Source organism: Desulfobacterales bacterium (genome assembly GCA_034003325.1).
Taxonomy (GTDB): Bacteria; Desulfobacterota; Desulfobacteria; order Desulfobacterales; family JAFDDL01; genus JAVEYW01.
On the sequence record JAVEYW010000005.1, the window covers coordinates 186,462 to 204,563 of the forward strand.

Consider the following 18,102-nt stretch of genomic DNA (forward strand, 5'->3'; position numbering starts at 1 on the left):
CACGAACGCGCTTGTTCGTATCTATTCAATAGTGATTGTTGATGTCTGCGTCTTTTGACCTTCCAGCTTTCAGCTTACGGCGTTGCCGGGATCGGAGATGGGGTATGGCAAATCGAAAGAAAAAAAATTTTGTCCTGGATACCAATGTCATTTTACATGACAGCAGTTGCCTTTACCAATTTGATGAACACAATGTCGTGATTCCGATTTCCGTGATTGAGGAATTAGACGGGTTTAAACGGGGCAAAGAGACCATCCATTGCAACGCACGAGAATTTCTTCGCAATCTGGATATGCTATCCGGCGATAAGCTGTTCAACGGCGGTGTCAGCATCGGCTCGGGAAAAGGCAAAGTCAGCATTCATCTGGGGGGTGAGTTTCATGAAAAACTGAAGATGAACTTTTCAGTCGGAAAATCCGACCATCATATTTTGAACACGGCGTATCGGATTGCCGAAAAAACGTCCTTTGAACAAACGGTTTTGGTGACAAAGGATGTCAACCTGAGAATGAAAGCAAAATCCATCGGTCTTAAGGCGGAAGATTATACTACCGATCACGTTAAAAATATTTCCGAAATATACAAAGGTCGTCATGTCCTGGAAGATTTTCCCCTACCCGCCATCGAGCAACTCTACCAGCTTCCGTTTGAAACGCCATTGCCGGAAGCCCTATCCCGTGAGCCGCTGATGCCGAATGAATATCTGATTATGAAAAACGGCAGCGTGTCGGCCCTGGGCGTATTTGATCCGGCTATCGGGAAAATTCGTCGCATTGAAAGTAAACCCTGCTCGGGTGTCAAAGCGCGAAATGCGGAACAGGTTTTTGCATTGGACGCGCTCATGAACCGCAACATTCCGCTGGTCACGCTTACCGGAAAAGCGGGAACCGGTAAAACGCTCGTGGCGCTGGCTGCCGCACTGGAAAGTAAAAAGTTTTACCGTCAGATTTTTCTGGCCCGGCCGGCGGTGCCCCTGAGCAACAAGGATATCGGCTTTCTGCCCGGTGATATCAAGAGCAAACTGGACCCTTATATGCAGCCGCTTTTTGATAACCTGTCCGTCATCGAAAACCGGCCTTGCGGGGACAGCAATCGGAAGATGCAGGTCAAGGAACTCCTGGATTCCGAAAAAATTATCATCACGCCGCTTTCTTACATTCGCGGCCGGAGCATCGTGAAAGTCTTTTTCATTGTGGATGAGGCGCAGAACCTGACCCCCCATGAGGTCAAAACGATCATTACCCGGGCCGGGGAGGGGACCAAGATTGTTTTGACGGGAGATATTTTCCAGATCGATCACCCGTATCTGGACAGTCAGTCAAACGGGCTGAGCTACCTCATCGAGCGAATGAAAGGACAAAAGCTCTATGCCCACGTCAATTTGGAAAAAGGGGAGCGCTCCGAGCTTTCCGAACTCGCCATTTCGTTGCTGTAGATTCGACAAGTAAAATATTCAAGAAACCGAATGACTTTCAGACCCTTTACCAGAAACATGCACGCTTTTGCGTGTATATTCGCCGAAGGTGAAAAATGGCTTTTATGCATCCGGGCATCCCAGCATCCCAGCATCCGGCTTTGCCGGATTAGGTGCTTATCACCGATAAGGTGCGGCTCGGTAACATTTTATGGGCCGGCTAACAATGACCTAACAATTGAAGGGTAGACTGAAACAGAATCGATCGCATGACGGGAGAATGTGGCGAGTGCCCCATAACGTGATCGTCACCTGTTTTTTATGGAAAGGCGTGTGAGGCCAATATGTTGTCCTTAAATTATGATATCGGTGAGTTTATCAGAGCGCTGGGAAGCAGGGATCGTCATGAAGCGATCTGGCTGGCCCATCAAGAGGCCTTGTCGGTGGAGCGATTGCTTCTAAAACCGATGTTGACGATCAATCTCAAAAAACAACAAATGGAAAAATACTCGATGGATCTTAAAAATCTAATTGCCTCCATCCGATACCTTTCCGTTCCTAAAAAAGTGTATGGCGCCGGATGGTTTGAGCTTTTGAATCGGCAGTTTCAACGTGGTGAGTTGCCTTCTGATCACTGGCGGCGCGAATCTTATACGCAAAAAAAACGGCCTTACCCAATTTTAACCGATTTTTAATCCGCGCCCAATCGCAATCTCCCAATATACATTCGGTCGTATTTAGGCCGATATCGTTGATCCATAACAGGGGAGAATGCGTATGGGGTATAGCCGTGCCGGGATTTTCCAACTTCCCGGGCCGAATCGGTCCGGGCGACTAAGCACCCATGATCCGGAAAGAATTCGGCATCTCTTGTCCGTGCCGGCGCCGGGTCATTCATTGTTTGCAATGCACCTGCCTTTTGCCGGTAACGATACCACCGCCGGGATTGAAAACGAGATTCAAACCGCGGTTATCGGCACGGCCGATTCAGCGGACTTGCCACTGGCCATCAAAGCCTCCAGTTACTATAAGAATCTTCTTCGGCGAACCGCATCGGGCGATTGCTCCAAAAAGTTGATTGAAGGCCTTACCGATTATCTGGAAGACGATCGGGTGAGCGTTTGGGAAAATAGTTGGGTCCGATTCGCGCTGAACCTGCTGAACGATTATGCGCGTCGAGTGTTAAACCGCGATCTGGCGGCGGATAAAACCGTTACCGACGGCCCGCCGCGGGGGGATTGCCACCGATTTTTGATGGATCGGGGTGAGCCGGGAGCGTTGCGAATACCGGTAAGTTATCTACTGAAATTGGCCCTGGCCGATGCCATTGGTGGTGAGAAGACCGACGGGATGGTTCGAGCGTCCGGGGAGCTGGCCATGGAGCATTTCTCCAATGACAACACGAGCCCGGAAACATGCTCGTTTTATCCGGTGCCGACGCGTTATGGGGCCGGATTGGGCATGGGTGTCGTGAAGGAAACGGCCAAGCGCTTTTTGCTCTGCCAGCTTTTGACCGAGTATGCCAATCAAAAATTCCGGTTGACGCAGACCGGACAGCGAACCGTGGTTTATTTTGCGCCCAACCCGCCGTACCGTCAGCGATTATTGAACAATTTGATACCGGACGCTTTTTATCGGGAGCTATTCATGAGTCCCTGCTTGTCCGGGTGGCGTTGCGGCGAGGACAAATACCGTTATATGGTCAAATGCCATCAGGTGCTTTCCCGAAGCCAGCTAAACGCCCTTCATAAGTTAAAAGATGCCAATATCATCGTGAATAACCTTGTGGTGTTGCCCAACACCTCCAATGTGAGTCTGGCCAATAACGGCACGCATATCAGCCTGGGCAGCCGGAAACTGACCCGGCTGCTGAAGGACCCCGGTTCGGGGTTCGGTCCCGCGGACGAAAAGTATCTGGGGGATCTCGTCATTAAGATCATGGAGCATTTTTTGCCGCTTTTTGTCGGCACCTACAGCGCGGCGCCGTATCGGTTCGATTTTCAGGATTTTCACCCCGAAAAGATGCTCGGGTTTTTGCCCCACGAGCTGGATTATACGCATTTGCGAATGCTCTGGCGCCGGTGGAAGAAAAAGGCTTCGCTGAAACTTTTCGGTCATCCGGTCACGCCCTTTGGACCGGAGTGGCTGGATCGGTTGCTGAGTCGTGTTTGCGGGCTCAAAGGCGATACGGTATGCGATTTGAGGTTGCTCGATTATTTCGTGTCCGTCCTGAGCACCGATGAGAATCCGGCCCTGAACGGGGAATTGAACAATGAAGTGGGGCTCAAACAGGATTTGGCGAATATGGGGGTTTTTGACACCGAGATGCCGTTATACCTGCTGTATCGGCTGCGGCAATGCCGGCAAATGGGGTTTTCCGGTTTTGAGGGCCGTTACTACAGTTTGTTTGAAAGCCTGACCGGGGACATGAGTCGCGCAGTGGAGCTTCAGACCTTGTTGACGGCGCTGGCGTATAAATACATACTGGCCGGAACGGTTTCACATGAAGATATTCCCGACAGCCCCACCATTGAAAGCGAACGGCGGCAATTTTTTTTCGGTGCGGCCATCGGTATTCCCACTTTTTATGTCCACAAGAAGACGCAGAACCGGTTTCTGCTCAAAATTCTTCGCCATGCCCGCCATACACGCGCAAGCCGCCGCTATCCGGACTATGTGCGCGTGCATCATTCGGCATACCAAATGGCGTTGATTCACATGCTGAAAGAAGATGCTTCGGATTTGCTCGAGCTATTCCATGCGGCGCCTCTGGTTGAAGACCTTGAAAATCGATTGCTGCACGCAGACGAATGTTCCGCGGCCGGGAAAATGACGAGGCGCATTCTTTCGGACTTCGGGGTATCCGATCCGCTGAAGGTCGATGCCCTGGCGTTTAACACGCGGTCCGAAACCATCTTCCGTGAGCAATTGCTTCGAAAGCATGTGAATGAGGCCTTTGATTTGCTGCTGGATGATGTCCGGGTGCTTGACTCGTTTGATTCATGGCGCCACGGCGCATACAACAAATCATTACTGAGCATACTGGCAGCCGGAAATGCCGGCGATTTTGTTCAAGCCGGCCGCAGGGATTTCCACGCCGGAGAGATTCAACTTGAAACCGTTCAAAAGCTGATTCACTTGTGTTTGCTGACCATCGATCATGACCGCCGGCAAAGTGAGAAAGTGATTAACCTATGAGACACCAGTACATTGCCCGCGATTCCGCGGCCGTAGTGACCGAAAGACTGATTGCCGATCAATGGGTGGGGGTGTTGTATGCTTCGGTCAGGGAACAGAGCCCGTTTCTATTCAAGTTGCTGACATCGGCAAGAATGTCGGCGCTGCTCGGATGCCTCCAATTTGATTCCGTTCATACCTCCGCGCGAAAAATGATTCGCCGGCTTGGCGTCGATCCGCTGGAGTGTCTTGCCCCCATGAATCAGCTGAATTCGCCCCGCAAGGTATTTGAACGCAAAATTTGCTACTGGCGATGCCGCCCCTTGCCGCTGCAGGAATCCGACATTGTCGCGCCGGCGGATTCCAGAATGCTGGTGGGATCATTTCGCAGCGAGTCCCAAGTCTTTGTCAAAGAAAAATTCTTTGATTTTGAACAACTGCTGGGAGCGAACAAAGTATCGTGGCTTTCCGCCTTTCATCACGGCGGCTATGCCGTCTTTCGGTTAACGCCTGAAAAGTATCATTATTCCCATACGCCGGTCTCAGGACGCGTCATTGATTTTTATGACATCAGCGGCGCCTATCATTCATGCAATCCAAGCGCCGTGGTAGAGATGGCGCAGCCCTATTCAAAGAACAAACGGGTCGTGACCATCATCGACACGGATGTGGCCGGCGGTACCGGGGTCGGGCTGGTGGCCATGATTGAAGTGGTGGCGTTGATGATCGGCGATATTCTTCAGTGCTATAGCGAAGCACGGTATGATGAGCCCGTGGGCATCACCCCGGGAATGTTTTTGAAAAAAGGGCAACCCAAGGGGCTCTTTCGGCCGGGCAGCTCGGTGGTTATTTTGATATTTCAGGAACATCGGATTGAGTTTTGTGAAGATATTCTTCTGAACTTGCATCGAACCGATGTCGTCAGCCGGTTTTCGGCCGGTTTCGGCCAAACCCTCGTGGAAACGGAAGTCAATGTCCGGTCCAAAATCGCCTATGGGAGCGCTGCGCCATGTTAAACGAAATCGTCGTCATCACCCTGATCCTTTTACTGTCAGCGTTGTTGTGGTGGAGCTTTACCTTTTTGTCTCGTGAGGGGTGGCAATTTATCGCGTCGGTGCCGGTTAAAAAGCGGGGCGAAGGCCAATGGCAAGGGCTGAATTTCACCTATTATGGCTTTTTCAATGCGATGGCCGTGACGCTGGCTTCGGCAATGGGGATCATTCTGCTGGCCGCCTGCGGGATACCCACCCTTACCGTCATCGGCGTCATCATCAGTATTCTGGCGCTTTGCGTGCCTGCCGCCCGCCTGGTTGCCGGGTGGGTGGAAAAAAAACGGTATACTTTCAGTATCGGCGGGGCTTCATTTGTGGGGTTGCTGGGAGCCCCCTGGATCATTTTGCTTTTTCGAGCGGGTAGTAAAGGACCGGAAGGCTCGGCGCTGCAACCGATCGTGGTGCTTTCCGCCATTGTCGTGGCCTATGCCCTCGGTGAAGGCGTGGGCCGGCTGGCGTGTATCAGTTTCGGCTGTTGCTACGGCAAACCGATCGACACCCTTCATCCGGCCCTACGCCGTCTGTTTTATCGAATCGGGGTTTCTTTTTACTGCCCCACCCGAAAGGCGGTTTACGCCGATCACCTGGCGGGGGTTCGTCTCGTTCCGATTCAGGCGATAACCTCGGTCATCAACTGCCTGGCGGCCGTTGCGGGGATGTATTTGTTTTTGACCGGCAGGTTCGCAGCCGCCTTTCTGGTGTCGATGATGCTGACGCAACTTTGGCGGGTTGCTTCTGAATTTTTGCGTGCGGATTATCGCGGAAATGGCCGGTTGTCCGCCTATCAATGGATGGCCCTGAGCGCCATTCCCTATTCGCTGTTGATCAGCCGCTTATTTACCATGACCGGAAGCCGTGTTCCCGATGTGGCCGCCGGGTTTCAGGCGCTCTGGCATCCCGCAGTGTTGATCAATTTACAGCTCTTATGGATCTTGGTGTTTATTTATTTTGGAAAAAGCCGCGTGACCGAATCTTCACTAAGCTTTCACGTTGTGCGGGATCGTGTTTGAACGCAGCGATCGCAGGCGTTCAAAAGGGTTTTCAGGCGTGAATGTAAGCCGGGAAATATGGCGAGTCGTCGCAGTATTGCAGCGCGAAGGCTGGGGGATTTGCAGCAAAGGATCATGGCGCCCGTCAACATCATCAATAGACCGCCCGGCAAAGGGGTGATAAACAGAATCAGGCCAAAGCCGGTCAGACCCCAGCCGGCAAGAAGTCCGATAAATTTAGGAACAGATTGTAGCCAGCAACGCTGTGTGTCGGTTTGCTTTTTCATTTTCAAATTGTCTTGTCCTTCTCTAAAACCATTTTTTTTCCCACGCGGTTAGGCGTGGGAACGGGGACAAGGTCAGCGCGTCTCTTTTGCTACTTCACTTCTGCTGGTGGATCGGCCGTCATCCGGAAGGTTAATCGTTCGGGTAATTGGCGACGGACGGTTCAGGCATGCGACAGTCCACCTCCGTGCCGAAAAAAAGCCCCACCGATTTGATAAATACGCTCAGAACAAACCGGCCCGGACCGAAACACTCATCAATCGAGGCATCATATTTATGTTCCGGCTCCCATAATGCTTCTGCACGTCAGTTTGACCTGATGCTCGACTTCCAGAACCAGAAATCGAAGATTTCCCCAAATCGTTTCTGAATGGTTCAATCGGTTCATGTTCCTATGGAAAGATTGGCGGTATCGCTCTCTTTGGAGAGGTGCTTCCATGAGATCTTCATTTCAAGCCGGCTCTTGTCTTTTTTTTTCTTGGCGCTGATCTTGAATTTGAGCAGCATTTGAGGACTCAGTTCCAGCGTTTCATTATCCGAGCTAAGAATGATTTGACCGGACTCAAATCCCTGGTTCAACGAGTCCAAAAAACTGCAAATGGTGCGGACATCCTGTATGGATTCATAATCGAAACTGCCGTCTTCCGTCATGGTTGCCTCCCGTCCGTGTGGGGTTTACAATGATTCGGCCAGGCACCCTTCAGCCGTCCAGGCGCTGCCGGTATTCGGTAATGACGCGGGGGCGATCCATTCCCGCGCGGATAAGGCCTTTTCGAATGGTCACCTCTTCCCAAACCGGTTGGCACCCGATTTCCCGGTTGGCTTTCATCGGATCACGCAAGACCGGTTCGCGCACTTTTTCGCCCATGTGCGTGTCGTCCCCCATGAAAATGAGCAGGTTGCGGGTTGATGCCCCGGCCCGGCAATTTTTACGGTGAATGACGTCGGGGTCACTTCCTTTGGAATTTTGCTCGGAATCACGGCGGCCCATTCACGAAGGGGGTTTGTGGTGATCACTTTCATGGGCGTGTCATTCCCCGGACCTTTCGGGAGAATCATGAGGCGGCGCCTTGTCGGGCATTTGGGCATGTTCCGTCTTGATTCTCACGGTGAAATTCTTGCCTTTGGGCTTAATTTTCAATTCGAGCAGTTCCAGCCGCTCAAACGGGTTGGCAATATCAGCGCCGGAAAGGGTGTGGCGGGTGGTGAACTCGTTGCCCAAGCGGCACAGAAAGTCCGCCAATGCCTGCGTATTCAGTTCTCTTTTTAGTTTATTTTTTATTTTTTCCATAATAGTGATGCCGTTTTGAACAGGGTTGAATGAATTTTCTCGTTTTATCTCAGGTGAATGTGAAGATAGCGTTAGCGGTTGATTAGAAATTGAGTGCCGGTTTCAAGCCGTTTTCAGTTTGGTCAAGGTCAATGCGAGTGAAATAAAAGTTGCGTTGCGCCTCAAAAATATCGGATTGAATCAGAATAGGGAGCGCGACGAGCCGAGTTCATGGGGTAACCGGGATGGAAAGGAAGTCACCAACAGCCGATGCCGGGTAACACAAGTGAACATGAAGAGAAAATCGATGACGGAAAAAATCCCGAACGGTTTCAGTAAACGAAATCTGTTGGCCTTAACGGTTGTATTGTCTGTATTTGGCTGTATTGGCGGGGCGATGAGTCTACCCTTTTTGTTCGAGTCGCCGACGATGTACTATAAATTCGGCGTGAATAAACTATTGCTGCGTTCGGCCAAGATGGTCGGTTTGGCGGCCGCTGTTCTGCTGTTGCTGCAATTGCCCCTGGCCGGCCGGCTGAAGTGGCTGGACCGCATTTTTTCCCTTCCCGGCTTGTATCGCCTTCACCGGTTAAACGCGTATGTTATCGGGGTGCTGGTGGTGAGCCATCCCGTGCTGGTGCTGGCGCCTGAAGGCAGGTGGCTTCTTCCCTTTGAGCTTCGCTATTGGCCTGAATGGGTGGGCGCCGCTCTCCTGACAATGATTATCGCGCAGCTCGCATTGGGCCGCTGGCATGGTCGAATTTTTCGCGCTTACCACAACTGGCGCGGGATTCATTTGAACTTGGGCATTCTCATTCTCATCCTGCTAATGGTTCATATTCTGTTTGTCAGTGAAACCTTTGAATCGGTGGGTCCTCCCCGCAACCTGGTATTCGGGGCGGCTATCGGTTCGATCGTGCTTTGGGTATGGATTCGAATGAGTCGGCTGCGGTGGGGGGAAAAGCGGTTTCTGGTTACCCGAGTCGAGATGGCGGGCTTAAATGCCTATTGCATTGATCTTAAGCCGGAAAGACCACCCCATTTCCGCTATGTACCGGGGCAATTTGCCTTTATCTCGTTAATCTCCGCGCATATTTCCAGGGAGTACCATCCGTTTACGATAGCGTCCACGCCATCGCGTCCCGGCACGGTGCAATTGATCATTCGGTGTTGCGGAGATTGGACCCATCGAATCAATACCGTTCAAAAAGGAGACCGTGCTTTTATTCAAGGGCCTTTCGGGCGATTCAGTCACCTAATGATTCCGTCGTGGCGGGAGGTGATTATGATTGCCGGCGGCATCGGCATTACGCCCATGATGAGCATGTTGCAGTTTATGACCGATCAGGGGGATTCGCGGCCGATTACCCTGATATGGAGCAACCGGACACGGGCGCATTTGTTCGGTGTGAATGAACTGACGGCCATGCGGGAAAAATTGACAAGCTTTCATTGGGTTCCTATTTTTACGCGAGAATCGGAAAATGATGGTCGGCCTGGGCGGTTAGACCGAAACGCCCTGGAAACCCTTCTTTCTGCATGCCGTCGGGATGCCGCCATTTTTCTGTGCGGCCCGCCTCTGATGGTGAAGCAGGTTCGAAAGGATTTACGCCGGATCGGGTTTGCGGCAAAATCGATCCACTTTGAGGCATTTAATTTCTGATCCGCCCGTTACGGCGGCCTTTTCATTATTGATACTTTGAATTCAAACAGGAGGCCGAACTATGAAAAGAGCAGCATCTTTAATTTTGGGGATTTTCTTTCTTTTGATACTGGGGAGCAACAGTTTTGCGGCGGCGCCCGAATGGAAGATTGATTCGGATCATTCAGGAATTTATTTTGGTGTCAGTCATATTTATTCAACGGTCAAAGGACACTTCAATGCGTTTGAAGGGGTTGTTGCATTCGACCCCGCGAATCTTAAAGAAAGCCGATTTGATTTTAAAGTAAAGGTCAAAAGTATTGATACGAATAACAGTAAACGGGACGGGCATCTGCAATCCGCAGATTTTTTTGATGCCGGAAAATACCCCGAAATGACCTTCAAGAGCACCGCCATTGCGCATGCCGGAGGCGATCAATATACGGTTGAAGGGACGATGACCGTCAAAGATGTCAGCCAAAAGATCACCCTGCCGTTTACTTTTTTCGGCGCCAAGCAGCACCCGTTCGACCCCAAGTTGGAAGTGGCCGGGTTCGAAGCCCGCATGGACATTGACCGATTGGCCTACCATGTGGGATACGGCAAGTTTTATCAAATGGGCGTGGTGGGCAAGGATGTGAAAGTATTGATCAGCATAGAGGCGACCCGGAATAAGTAGGGTGCCTGCCGTCCGGTTTCAGCGAGGTCCAAGGGCCTTCCATAGTTCGGCGGCCGGCCGCCCCAACCATCAAAATAGAAGAAAAGGAGTTTTTATGAGCGACGTTCGTATGACCGCCGAAGTTCGAACCGATTATGACTGCGAGGCAACCGGACTGCCGGCCCAGCGTTGGGGTGAAGCCGTCTTTAAAATAGGGGATGAGGAGCTGATCTTTGAAGTCAGCGTTGAAAAAGATGTGATCGTTTCCATTATGACCGATGAGGAAACGACGTGGAAGGGTACGTTGGCAGGGCTGAAACGGATGATCAAAAATGCGATAAAACCGGCCTGATGGCGTGGCCTTCCGGTTAAACGGCCGGGAGGCTTTGCGGCAGCGGTCCTTTTGCCGTTCAGCCGCCCGGGCGTCCCGGTTATTGTCCCGAAGCGGAACCGGGTTGGAAAATTTTTACAAAATTCCCATAGCCCTCTTTTTCAAGATCCGCGGTTGGAACAAAGCGAAGCGCGGCCGAGTTGATGCAATAGCGAAGCCCCGTGGGCGCAGGACCATCGTCAAAAACATGCCCGAGGTGAGAATCCGCGAGTTTGCTGCGCACTTCCGTTCTTGCCATAAAAAAGCCTTTGTCTGTTTTTTCTATGATATTCTCCGGAACCAGCGGCCGGGTGAAACTCGGCCACCCGGTTCCGGAATCAAACTTGTCCATCGAGCTGAAAAGCGGCTCGCCGGAAATAATATCGACATAGATACCGGCCCGGTGGTTGTTCCAGTATGGATTCTGAAAAGGCGTTTCGGTTCCGTTTTGCCGGGTTACCTCATATTGAATGGGTGTCAATCGTCGGCGCAGTGACTCATCATCCGGACGATGATACCCTATGTCGGTCCAATTGTTTTCATTCTTGCTCGTTTTTTTCGGATCTTTTATTTCGGAAGACGCGGCTGCCGTCATTTTTCCCCCCTCCTGTTCCTTCTCAGGTTCTTTTTCTGTCCATGTTGTGGTAATAAACTGATCCCGGCCGGAACCGGATCGATACCATTTGTAGCGAATCGGATTTTTCTTATAGTAATCCTGGTGATAATCTTCAGCCGGGTAGAAAGTGTTTAAGGGAAGAATTTCGGTTGCGACGGGTTTGTCAAAACGCCCCGAGGCTTCCAACTGTTGCTTGGACATCTCGGCGATATGCTGTTGCGTTTCATCGGCGTAAAAAATAACGCTGCGGTATTGCGAGCCCCGGTCCACGAATGAACCGCCTGCGTCCGTGGGATCGATATACCGCCAGAAATAATCCAGTAATTGTTCATAAGTGATCTTGGTCGAATCATAGTGGACCTTCACGGCTTCCACATGACCGGTGCCGCCCGCCGAGACCTCTTCATAGGTGGGGGTCATCGTCTTTCCGCCGGCATATCCGGAAATCACTTCAATCACCCCTTCCGCTTTTTCAAAATCAGCCTCCACACACCAGAAGCAGCCCCCGGCAAAAACAGCCGTGTTAACTTGCTCCGGAGATGTCTTCATCTTTTTTTCCATACTTTTTCCCATGCCCCTGACCGGGTAAAACCCGAAAAAGGCAGCCATCGTGACCATTAATGTGATGATAAGGGTTTTCATATCATACCTCCCTGAACCGGTGTTACCGGTGAGTTATGCCGTTTCATTAAATTCGAGCCCAATTAATCTTGAATATAGGCACTCCAGATGAATTTGCCATAGAAAGCGGTCAAAGATTAGACCTTTTATCAGAAACAAGCACGCTTTTGCGTGTATATTCGCCGAAGGTGAAAAATGGCTTTTGTGCATTCCAGCATTCTAGCATCCGGCTTTGCCGGATTAGGTGAAGACGGGAGGGAAGGGATGAAACAATATTTGAAACATCGGACGTGGTTGCATGCAATTTCATGGATGTGATATGTCGAGATTGAAAAGCGCTCCTGCCAAACGGCCGGCGATGAAAACCGATTCGCTTCAATCTATGAATTTTTCTTTCGAGTGATTTATGCTGAATTATTTGCTTGTCGGGACGGTATTGGGGGTTTCGGCCGGTTTTTCACCCGGACCGCTTCTGGCGCTTGTGATTTCCGAAACCCTCAGGCATGATGTAGCGGCCGGCATCAAGGTGGCGATAGCACCCATCGTCACGGATTTGCCGATTATCTTGGTTTCCGTGTTCATATTGGCGAAGCTTTCCGACCATCGCATGATTTTCGGCCTGATTTCCTTTTTCGGAGGCATGTTGCTTGTGTATATGGGGTATGAGTGTTTTTGGGTGAAATCCGTCGATTTGAGGTTGGATACCCGAAAGCCGAATTCGCTAAGGCGGGGAATCATGGTCAACGTGTTAAGTCCATACCCTTATCTTTTTTGGATCAGTGTCGGTGCGCCGACCACTATTAAGGCCCTGAATGAGAGTCCTGCTGCCGCAATGTCTTTTAATATCGGGTTTTATGCGCTCCTGGTTGGATCGAAGGTCGTACTGGCGATATTGGTCGGTAAATCAAGGTCGTTTCTGAAGGGGAAACTTTATTTGGGAATCATGCGGGGGTTGGGCCTCGTATTGATTGTGTTTGCCTTGTTTCTGATTCGGGATGGGATGAAAAGCTTCGGTGTTTTTTAACACCGCGAACGGAGGCCATCCATAATCAGACCCCGTTTGATTATACCCATGGAGGATACAATGGTGAACCCCATCAGACAACGGGCGATAGACGGATTACAACCCGGAGATACCTTTACGATCGAGCGTACCTTTACCCGGGCGGAAACAAATGCTTTCGGTGATATTACCCGGGATTATAATCCGGTTCATTATGATAGCCGATGGGCTGAGGGAAAGGGGTTTAACGACCTTATCTGCCATGGGTTGCTGGTCGGATCCATGATTTGCGAATTCGGCGGTCAGGTGGGATGGCTTGCCACTGGCATGAATTTCAAATTTTTTCGCCCAGTCTACTTTGGCGATACGATTACCTGCAGTATTGTTATTACCAAGATAGCTGCCTCCGGTAGGGCTGAAGCGAAAGCACTTTTCAGCAACAACGCAGGGGACCAGGTAGGCCAAGTGCATATGACCGGCCGCTTGCCACTTGATTCGGATCGTGATCTGCTGAAACAAATGATATTCGAAGGGGACCCGACGAATAAGCTAAATGATGATGCAGCGTAACCATGCTGAGAAAAAAGCTGCCGGCATGGTTTCGAGGGCACATAAATCAACCCTGGATTATGTCATCGGCATCATGCTTGACAAGATATCCTTGCTTAGTTTAAGTGTATTTAAACCAACAGACCGGACAATTTTAAACATGCCCATTATGCAGTTAACCGGGCGGGGATATTCCTGAAATCAGCCGCTGCGCCCCAAACCGGCAAAGCCGGAACCCGGGCGGCTTGGCGGCCAATGACCTTCTCCAGTTATGCGCGCTTTTTGGTGCATGTTTCTGATAATGGGTCTATCGCAATCGGGTTTGACAGAGTGATTTCGTGGTGTGAGAAAGCACGGATAGTGTGCTTTGTGCCGCTTAACTTTAAACCAAAACACGAGGGGAAAAATGAAAAAACAGTTACTTTTTGCTACGCTAATGTGCCTGATGCTATCTGTTGGTTCCGTGAAAGCTGAAACGCTCGATGCCGGGGCGATTATGGAGAAAATGTTAAGCGTGGTCGACGGCCGAAGTGGGGTGTCCCATAAGATCAACATTATTATAAAGGACAAGGATGTCGTCGTCGGCCAAATGATGGCCGGGGCTGCGGCGAAAAAGATTCAAGATGGCAACCGGCTGCTTATCGTTTTGCTGGAGCCAAAGGAGGTTAAGGGCGTCAGTTATCTGCTTCATAAATTCAATGCTTCCGAGATTGAGCAATGGAGTTATTTCCCCTACATAGGAAGGGTGCGCCAAATTTCAGGCGCCTCGGTTTATGACAGCTTTCTGGGCACGGATTTTAATTTTTCGGATTTAGGCTATTCGCATCGAAACGGTGTGCATAAATTGCTGGGCGAAGAAACACTTGACGGGGCGTTGACCTATAAAATCGAGACGATATCCCAGGCAAAACCGGTTTTCTATTCACGGATTGTTTCGTGGGTGGCCAAAGACTCCTTTTTACCCCTTCGCCAGGATTATTATGATGCGGCCGGACGGTTATGGAAGCGGCAGCTTTATGAAAACATAACGAATATCAATAATTTTGCCGTTCCGCTCTTAATCCGGATGCTGGATTTGCAGCGCAACACCAGTACGGAGTTCAATATGAGCGAGATCAATACGGACAGCACACTTGTTAATGACGAAATGTTCACGCCTGAACAGCTTAAATATTCTTTGGTATGCCCGGTGTGGGAAAAAGTTTGCTATCCGGTTGAAACCGACAAATAGAGAGGTCCTTCTTGAAGGCAGGTTCTTTGCGAAGATACGTAAAGAACCTGCCGGCGGCGGGCAAAGAAATTAGGCTCTTTCAACCCTTTACCAGAAACATGCACGCTTTTACGTGTATATTCGCTGAGGGTGAAAGATGGCTTTCATGCATCCCAGCATTCCAGCATCCGGCTTTGCCGGATTAGGATAATACCATTTCGCGATAAAAGATGTTTGCCGTGCTGATCATATCCCAGCAGATGCGGTTATGACGCTTTTCATCCGTAAGAACAACCGTGTGGTAAAAAACCGGCGTGCCGTCGGGTAACCCCAGCAGCTCGGCCATATCGTCGGTACAGAGAAAGGGCAGCAGCGATTCTCTCATTTTGAGCGAATTGGACTCCAGCCATTCGGTAACACCAATAATGATGTCGCGAGGCGGGGTTGCTTCTTCGAGATTGGAAGCGGCCAGCCATTTTTCAGGAAGATAGAAGGTCATCAGCGCTTTGAATTTTAGCTTGCCGGTAAAAATAATCCGGCAGTATAATTTATAAAGGGATTGTTGCGCGGCAGCTTCCGTTAAATTCATCAGGCTTGCGAGCCGGGGATTTGGTTTTATCCAGTCTTTTGAAATAAATTCAAGATCCGCGGTTTTTACTTCCGGGATGGTTCTTTTGGAACTGATGAGCGTTGCAAGATCAAAAAACTGCAAGTCAAGGTTTTTGGGGACAACCGTACCCCATCCTTGTTTTCTGATCAGGAGTCCTTCCATTTCAAGAAGATCGAGGCTCTTTCGAACGCTCGTCTGGGACATGCCATGTTGCCGCGCCAATTCCACTAAGGTGTCAATTTTGGTTCCCTCTTGAATTTCACCCCTGATGATATCTTGCTTAAGCTTGTGATACAGACGAAAAAAGAGCGGAATGTTTTGACCTAAGGCCACTTGAATTGTCTCCTTGACAGCAGTGCGAGTCTGAATACCATTTGTCACCCCATTAAACGCCCCTTTCGGCCAAAAAACAATCAACATAAAAGGGCTTTGTTTTGAGGGCCAAGATTTCATGGCAATAACGAAAAGACGTCAGCAGCACGATTCCATCGCAACTGCTATTAATACATAATTTTTTTTTGACATATCTATAAATGGATGTCAATGTAAATTATGCTTAATTAATTAACCAACAGACCAAGATATTCTTTGCTGAAATAATTCGTTATGGGGTATCTATCCAAATGACACCACTAAAAGTTTGATTGCTTCCGTGCCATTGTTTTGATGGAATTAAATAAATAAAACAAATCGTTGCAATATAAAAAATAGGGGCGCTCATCTTGGCGACACGACCCAACGGAGTGCGCCTTTTAGACCCTTTACCGGAAACATGCACGCTTTTGCGTGTATATTCGCCGAAGGTGAAAGATGGCTTTTATGCATCCCAGCATCCCAGCATTCCAGCATCCGGCTTTGCCGGATTAGATAACATGATAAAACATGTTTATAGGTAATTTTTTCTTGACAGGGCCCGGAATGTTTGTCAATGTGCAGTACGGTTTGCCCAAAAACCAACAGACATCACCTCTTACCAGTTGTAGTAGGCACATCAAAGATCAGATTGAATTCAAAAGGAACGGGCGGTGTGTCTATGCCAAAAATATGCGAGCTCGATAGTTGAGCCTGAAGCGGTAAGGATGACCTCCGAACCGGGTGTCGCGGATATAGTGGAATCCCGGGGCATTTATACGACAAAAACGACAAATGGCCTGAGACGGTGTACGGGCTTTTCCTGCATCGGGCCATGAATACTCGGGAAAACGGCGATGCACCGGCCAGAGCACGAAAACGAACGACTTCATAGGGAACGTGACATTTTAAAACAAGCAGTGGCATGATCTTGACGGCTACGCGTTGATTGCGGATACCCGCAATGTTTCGGTTTGTATTGGCGGCGTGCCGAGTATTTTAAGTTTCTTGCAGATGACGAACCGAAAAACGATTGAAGTTTTAGAAAGAGAGGTGATTGAAGAAGACACCGCGGGTCTCAGGAGCCGTTAAGGGCGATTATGGCTGCTTTTACGATCGAATTGCGATTTACCCGAAGCTCGGGCGGGTAAAGTGGGTTTTCGTGTCAATATTCTTTTTTTGAATTCAATGACGCGGTCCACGCGGGCGCCCCCACATAGCAAGGGATAAATAGAAAAAGGAAACGGATATGCTCGGGAAGAACTATCGAAAAAATCAATGGTGGGTTCCATTTCAAATAATGATTTGTCTGATGATGTTTTTACCCCCGGTCGGTAAAGCGCAGGAATCGTTGCCGCCGGATTTGGAGAACGCCAAACTATTTTTGAACCAAAATATAAATTTCAGAGAGAAATTTTATGACGCTGCAGCGATCAACGGAAGCGCGTGGTTGGTTGGTTATTACGGCACCATTTTGCACGTCACCGAGAATATGACGCAATTTGAAAGGCAGGACAGCGGCACCAAAGAGCCGCTGTTAAGCGTCAGCTTTGCGGATGGGAACAACGGGGTCATCGTAGGGACAAGGGGACTTATTCTTAAAACGGCCGACGGCGGCAAAACCTGGACTAAAATTAAGACTGAATTTGATAAACACCTTTTTGCCGTGGCATTTGGCGATGTCAATAACGGCTGGGCCGTGGGTGAATTCGGCACGATTTTACATACGGCCGATGGCGGCAATTCGTGGCAAGCGCAGTCGCTGGAAGGAATAGATGTCACCCTTTACGGTTGTTATTTTCTTGATGCCATGAAAGGCGTTGTGGTCGGAGAATTTGAAGTCATATTGTCCACCGTTGACGGTGGCGTCACCTGGCAGACGATACAGATGAACGACACGGATGGCGTCGCCCTGTGTGATGTGCTGTTCAAGACACCGGAAGAGGGAATTGCCGTGGGACAAAACGGTGTGTTGTTACAAACGCAGGATGGCGGCGTAAGCTGGGAGCGGACCAAGCTGCCGATTTCGGATAACCTGCTGGGTATCGGCGTGATGGATGATACGATATTTGTGGTCGGGCTTCGAGGGGTCATGCTGGAAAAGGCAGCGAGCGGCGAGTTTGAACTGAATAAGACGCTGGGCATATCGGGTTGGCTTCAATGTGTCGTGGGTTCCAAAAAAGGGCCTGCGCTCATCGCCGGGGATCACGGTCGTATCCTCTGGTCGGGGGGCGGAGAGGCGAAAAGAAAATGGATCATCCTGAACTAACCTGCCGATTGGCGA

General features: G+C 50.0%; 18 protein-coding genes. 13 read left to right on the forward strand and 5 right to left on the reverse strand.

From position 1 onward, the window contains the following. The first annotated feature begins 104 nt into the window (after positions 1-104). The 5 genes from RBT11_07095 to RBT11_07115 all read left to right on the forward strand — a co-directional run bounded on the left by RBT11_07095 (position 105) and on the right by RBT11_07115 (position 6,654). A complete protein-coding gene (locus RBT11_07095) occupies positions 105-1,436 on the forward strand; it encodes a PhoH family protein (protein ID MDX9786523.1) in 1,332 nt (443 codons plus the stop codon). Positions 1,437-1,759: 323 nt separating this feature from the next. After that, entirely contained in the window at positions 1,760-2,110 is a 351-nt protein-coding gene (locus RBT11_07100; GenBank protein MDX9786524.1) for a hypothetical protein, read from the forward strand. Positions 2,111-2,192: 82 nt separating this feature from the next. Beyond that, complete coding sequence (locus RBT11_07105) at positions 2,193-4,613, forward strand: hypothetical protein (GenBank protein ID MDX9786525.1); 2,421 nt, start codon at positions 2,193-2,195, stop codon at positions 4,611-4,613. After that, positions 4,610-5,608, forward strand: a complete 999-nt coding sequence (locus RBT11_07110; protein MDX9786526.1) for a phosphatidylserine decarboxylase — start codon at positions 4,610-4,612, stop codon at positions 5,606-5,608. Before RBT11_07105 ends, RBT11_07110 begins: the two co-directional genes overlap by 4 nt. Continuing rightward, entirely contained in the window at positions 5,602-6,654 is a 1,053-nt protein-coding gene (locus RBT11_07115) for a prolipoprotein diacylglyceryl transferase (GenBank protein ID MDX9786527.1), read from the forward strand. Before RBT11_07110 ends, RBT11_07115 begins: the two co-directional genes overlap by 7 nt. Before the next feature lie 648 nt (positions 6,655-7,302). Here the strand turns inward: RBT11_07115 and RBT11_07120 are convergent. From RBT11_07120 to RBT11_07130, 3 genes are all read right to left on the reverse strand, one after another. Then, positions 7,303-7,569: an amphi-Trp domain-containing protein gene (locus RBT11_07120; protein ID MDX9786528.1), complete on the reverse strand. Its 267-nt coding sequence runs from the start codon at positions 7,567-7,569 to the stop codon at positions 7,303-7,305. A gap of 49 nt (positions 7,570-7,618) precedes the next feature. Further along, positions 7,619-7,786: a hypothetical protein gene (locus RBT11_07125; GenBank protein ID MDX9786529.1), complete on the reverse strand. Its 168-nt coding sequence runs from the start codon at positions 7,784-7,786 to the stop codon at positions 7,619-7,621. Positions 7,787-7,948: 162 nt separating this feature from the next. Then, positions 7,949-8,209, reverse strand: a complete 261-nt coding sequence (locus RBT11_07130) for a hypothetical protein (protein ID MDX9786530.1) — start codon at positions 8,207-8,209, stop codon at positions 7,949-7,951. A 286-nt stretch (positions 8,210-8,495) separates the two neighbouring features. Here RBT11_07130 and RBT11_07135 point away from each other — a divergent pair, with 286 nt between their 5' ends. The 3 genes from RBT11_07135 to RBT11_07145 all read left to right on the forward strand — a co-directional run bounded on the left by RBT11_07135 (position 8,496) and on the right by RBT11_07145 (position 10,840). Then, on the forward strand, positions 8,496-9,851 hold the full coding sequence (locus RBT11_07135) for an FAD-binding oxidoreductase (protein ID MDX9786531.1): 1,356 nt from the start codon (positions 8,496-8,498) through the stop codon (positions 9,849-9,851). A 61-nt stretch (positions 9,852-9,912) separates the two neighbouring features. Beyond that, a complete protein-coding gene (locus RBT11_07140) occupies positions 9,913-10,509 on the forward strand; it encodes a YceI family protein (GenBank protein MDX9786532.1) in 597 nt (198 codons plus the stop codon). A 94-nt stretch (positions 10,510-10,603) separates the two neighbouring features. Next, entirely contained in the window at positions 10,604-10,840 is a 237-nt protein-coding gene (locus RBT11_07145) for a hypothetical protein (protein ID MDX9786533.1), read from the forward strand. 79 nt (positions 10,841-10,919) lie between these two features. On the opposite strand, the gene msrB is transcribed toward RBT11_07145, so the two are convergent. After that, positions 10,920-12,116 carry a peptide-methionine (R)-S-oxide reductase MsrB gene (msrB, locus tag RBT11_07150; GenBank protein ID MDX9786534.1) on the reverse strand — a complete coding sequence of 399 codons (1,197 nt, stop codon included), beginning with the start codon at positions 12,114-12,116 and terminating at the stop codon, positions 10,920-10,922. Between the two features lie 385 nt (positions 12,117-12,501). Here msrB and RBT11_07155 point away from each other — a divergent pair, with 385 nt between their 5' ends. From RBT11_07155 to RBT11_07170, 4 genes are all read left to right on the forward strand, one after another. After that, positions 12,502-13,119 (forward strand): LysE family transporter, encoded by a 618-nt coding sequence (locus RBT11_07155; GenBank protein MDX9786535.1) that lies wholly within the window; start codon positions 12,502-12,504, stop codon positions 13,117-13,119. Positions 13,120-13,179: 60 nt separating this feature from the next. Then, entirely contained in the window at positions 13,180-13,668 is a 489-nt protein-coding gene (locus RBT11_07160; protein ID MDX9786536.1) for a MaoC/PaaZ C-terminal domain-containing protein, read from the forward strand. Further along, positions 13,652-13,846, forward strand: coding sequence for a hypothetical protein (locus RBT11_07165; protein ID MDX9786537.1), 195 nt, complete (start codon positions 13,652-13,654; stop codon positions 13,844-13,846). Before RBT11_07160 ends, RBT11_07165 begins: the two co-directional genes overlap by 17 nt. 207 nt (positions 13,847-14,053) lie before the next feature. Beyond that, positions 14,054-14,878 carry an outer membrane lipoprotein-sorting protein gene (locus RBT11_07170; protein ID MDX9786538.1) on the forward strand — a complete coding sequence of 275 codons (825 nt, stop codon included), beginning with the start codon at positions 14,054-14,056 and terminating at the stop codon, positions 14,876-14,878. A 181-nt stretch (positions 14,879-15,059) separates the two neighbouring features. Here the strand turns inward: RBT11_07170 and RBT11_07175 are convergent, their stop codons facing one another. Next, positions 15,060-15,800, reverse strand: a complete 741-nt coding sequence (locus RBT11_07175) for a GntR family transcriptional regulator (GenBank protein MDX9786539.1) — start codon at positions 15,798-15,800, stop codon at positions 15,060-15,062. A 1,330-nt stretch (positions 15,801-17,130) separates the two neighbouring features. Here RBT11_07175 and RBT11_07180 point away from each other — a divergent pair. Next, a complete protein-coding gene (locus RBT11_07180; GenBank protein MDX9786540.1) occupies positions 17,131-18,087 on the forward strand; it encodes a YCF48-related protein in 957 nt (318 codons plus the stop codon). Positions 18,088-18,102: the final 15 nt, after the last annotated feature.

What these genes read in the sequence shown, in the direction of transcription:
- RBT11_07095 (MDX9786523.1), top strand. Translation starts at nt 105, where the DNA reads ATGGCAAATCGAAAGAAAAAAAATTTTGTCCTGGATACCAATGTCATT.
- RBT11_07100 (MDX9786524.1), top strand. Translation starts at nt 1,760, where the DNA reads ATGTTGTCCTTAAATTATGATATCGGTGAGTTTATCAGAGCGCTGGGA.
- RBT11_07105 (MDX9786525.1), top strand. Translation starts at nt 2,193, where the DNA reads ATGGGGTATAGCCGTGCCGGGATTTTCCAACTTCCCGGGCCGAATCGG.
- RBT11_07110 (MDX9786526.1), top strand. Translation starts at nt 4,610, where the DNA reads ATGAGACACCAGTACATTGCCCGCGATTCCGCGGCCGTAGTGACCGAA.
- RBT11_07115 (MDX9786527.1), top strand. Translation starts at nt 5,602, where the DNA reads ATGTTAAACGAAATCGTCGTCATCACCCTGATCCTTTTACTGTCAGCG.
- RBT11_07120 (MDX9786528.1), bottom strand. Translation starts at nt 7,569, where the DNA reads ATGACGGAAGACGGCAGTTTCGATTATGAATCCATACAGGATGTCCGC.
- RBT11_07125 (MDX9786529.1), bottom strand. Translation starts at nt 7,786, where the DNA reads ATGGGCGAAAAAGTGCGCGAACCGGTCTTGCGTGATCCGATGAAAGCC.
- RBT11_07130 (MDX9786530.1), bottom strand. Translation starts at nt 8,209, where the DNA reads ATGGAAAAAATAAAAAATAAACTAAAAAGAGAACTGAATACGCAGGCA.
- RBT11_07135 (MDX9786531.1), top strand. Translation starts at nt 8,496, where the DNA reads ATGACGGAAAAAATCCCGAACGGTTTCAGTAAACGAAATCTGTTGGCC.
- RBT11_07140 (MDX9786532.1), top strand. Translation starts at nt 9,913, where the DNA reads ATGAAAAGAGCAGCATCTTTAATTTTGGGGATTTTCTTTCTTTTGATA.
- RBT11_07145 (MDX9786533.1), top strand. Translation starts at nt 10,604, where the DNA reads ATGAGCGACGTTCGTATGACCGCCGAAGTTCGAACCGATTATGACTGC.
- msrB (MDX9786534.1), bottom strand. Translation starts at nt 12,116, where the DNA reads ATGAAAACCCTTATCATCACATTAATGGTCACGATGGCTGCCTTTTTC.
- RBT11_07155 (MDX9786535.1), top strand. Translation starts at nt 12,502, where the DNA reads ATGCTGAATTATTTGCTTGTCGGGACGGTATTGGGGGTTTCGGCCGGT.
- RBT11_07160 (MDX9786536.1), top strand. Translation starts at nt 13,180, where the DNA reads ATGGTGAACCCCATCAGACAACGGGCGATAGACGGATTACAACCCGGA.
- RBT11_07165 (MDX9786537.1), top strand. Translation starts at nt 13,652, where the DNA reads ATGATGATGCAGCGTAACCATGCTGAGAAAAAAGCTGCCGGCATGGTT.
- RBT11_07170 (MDX9786538.1), top strand. Translation starts at nt 14,054, where the DNA reads ATGAAAAAACAGTTACTTTTTGCTACGCTAATGTGCCTGATGCTATCT.
- RBT11_07180 (MDX9786540.1), top strand. Translation starts at nt 17,131, where the DNA reads ATGATGTTTTTACCCCCGGTCGGTAAAGCGCAGGAATCGTTGCCGCCG.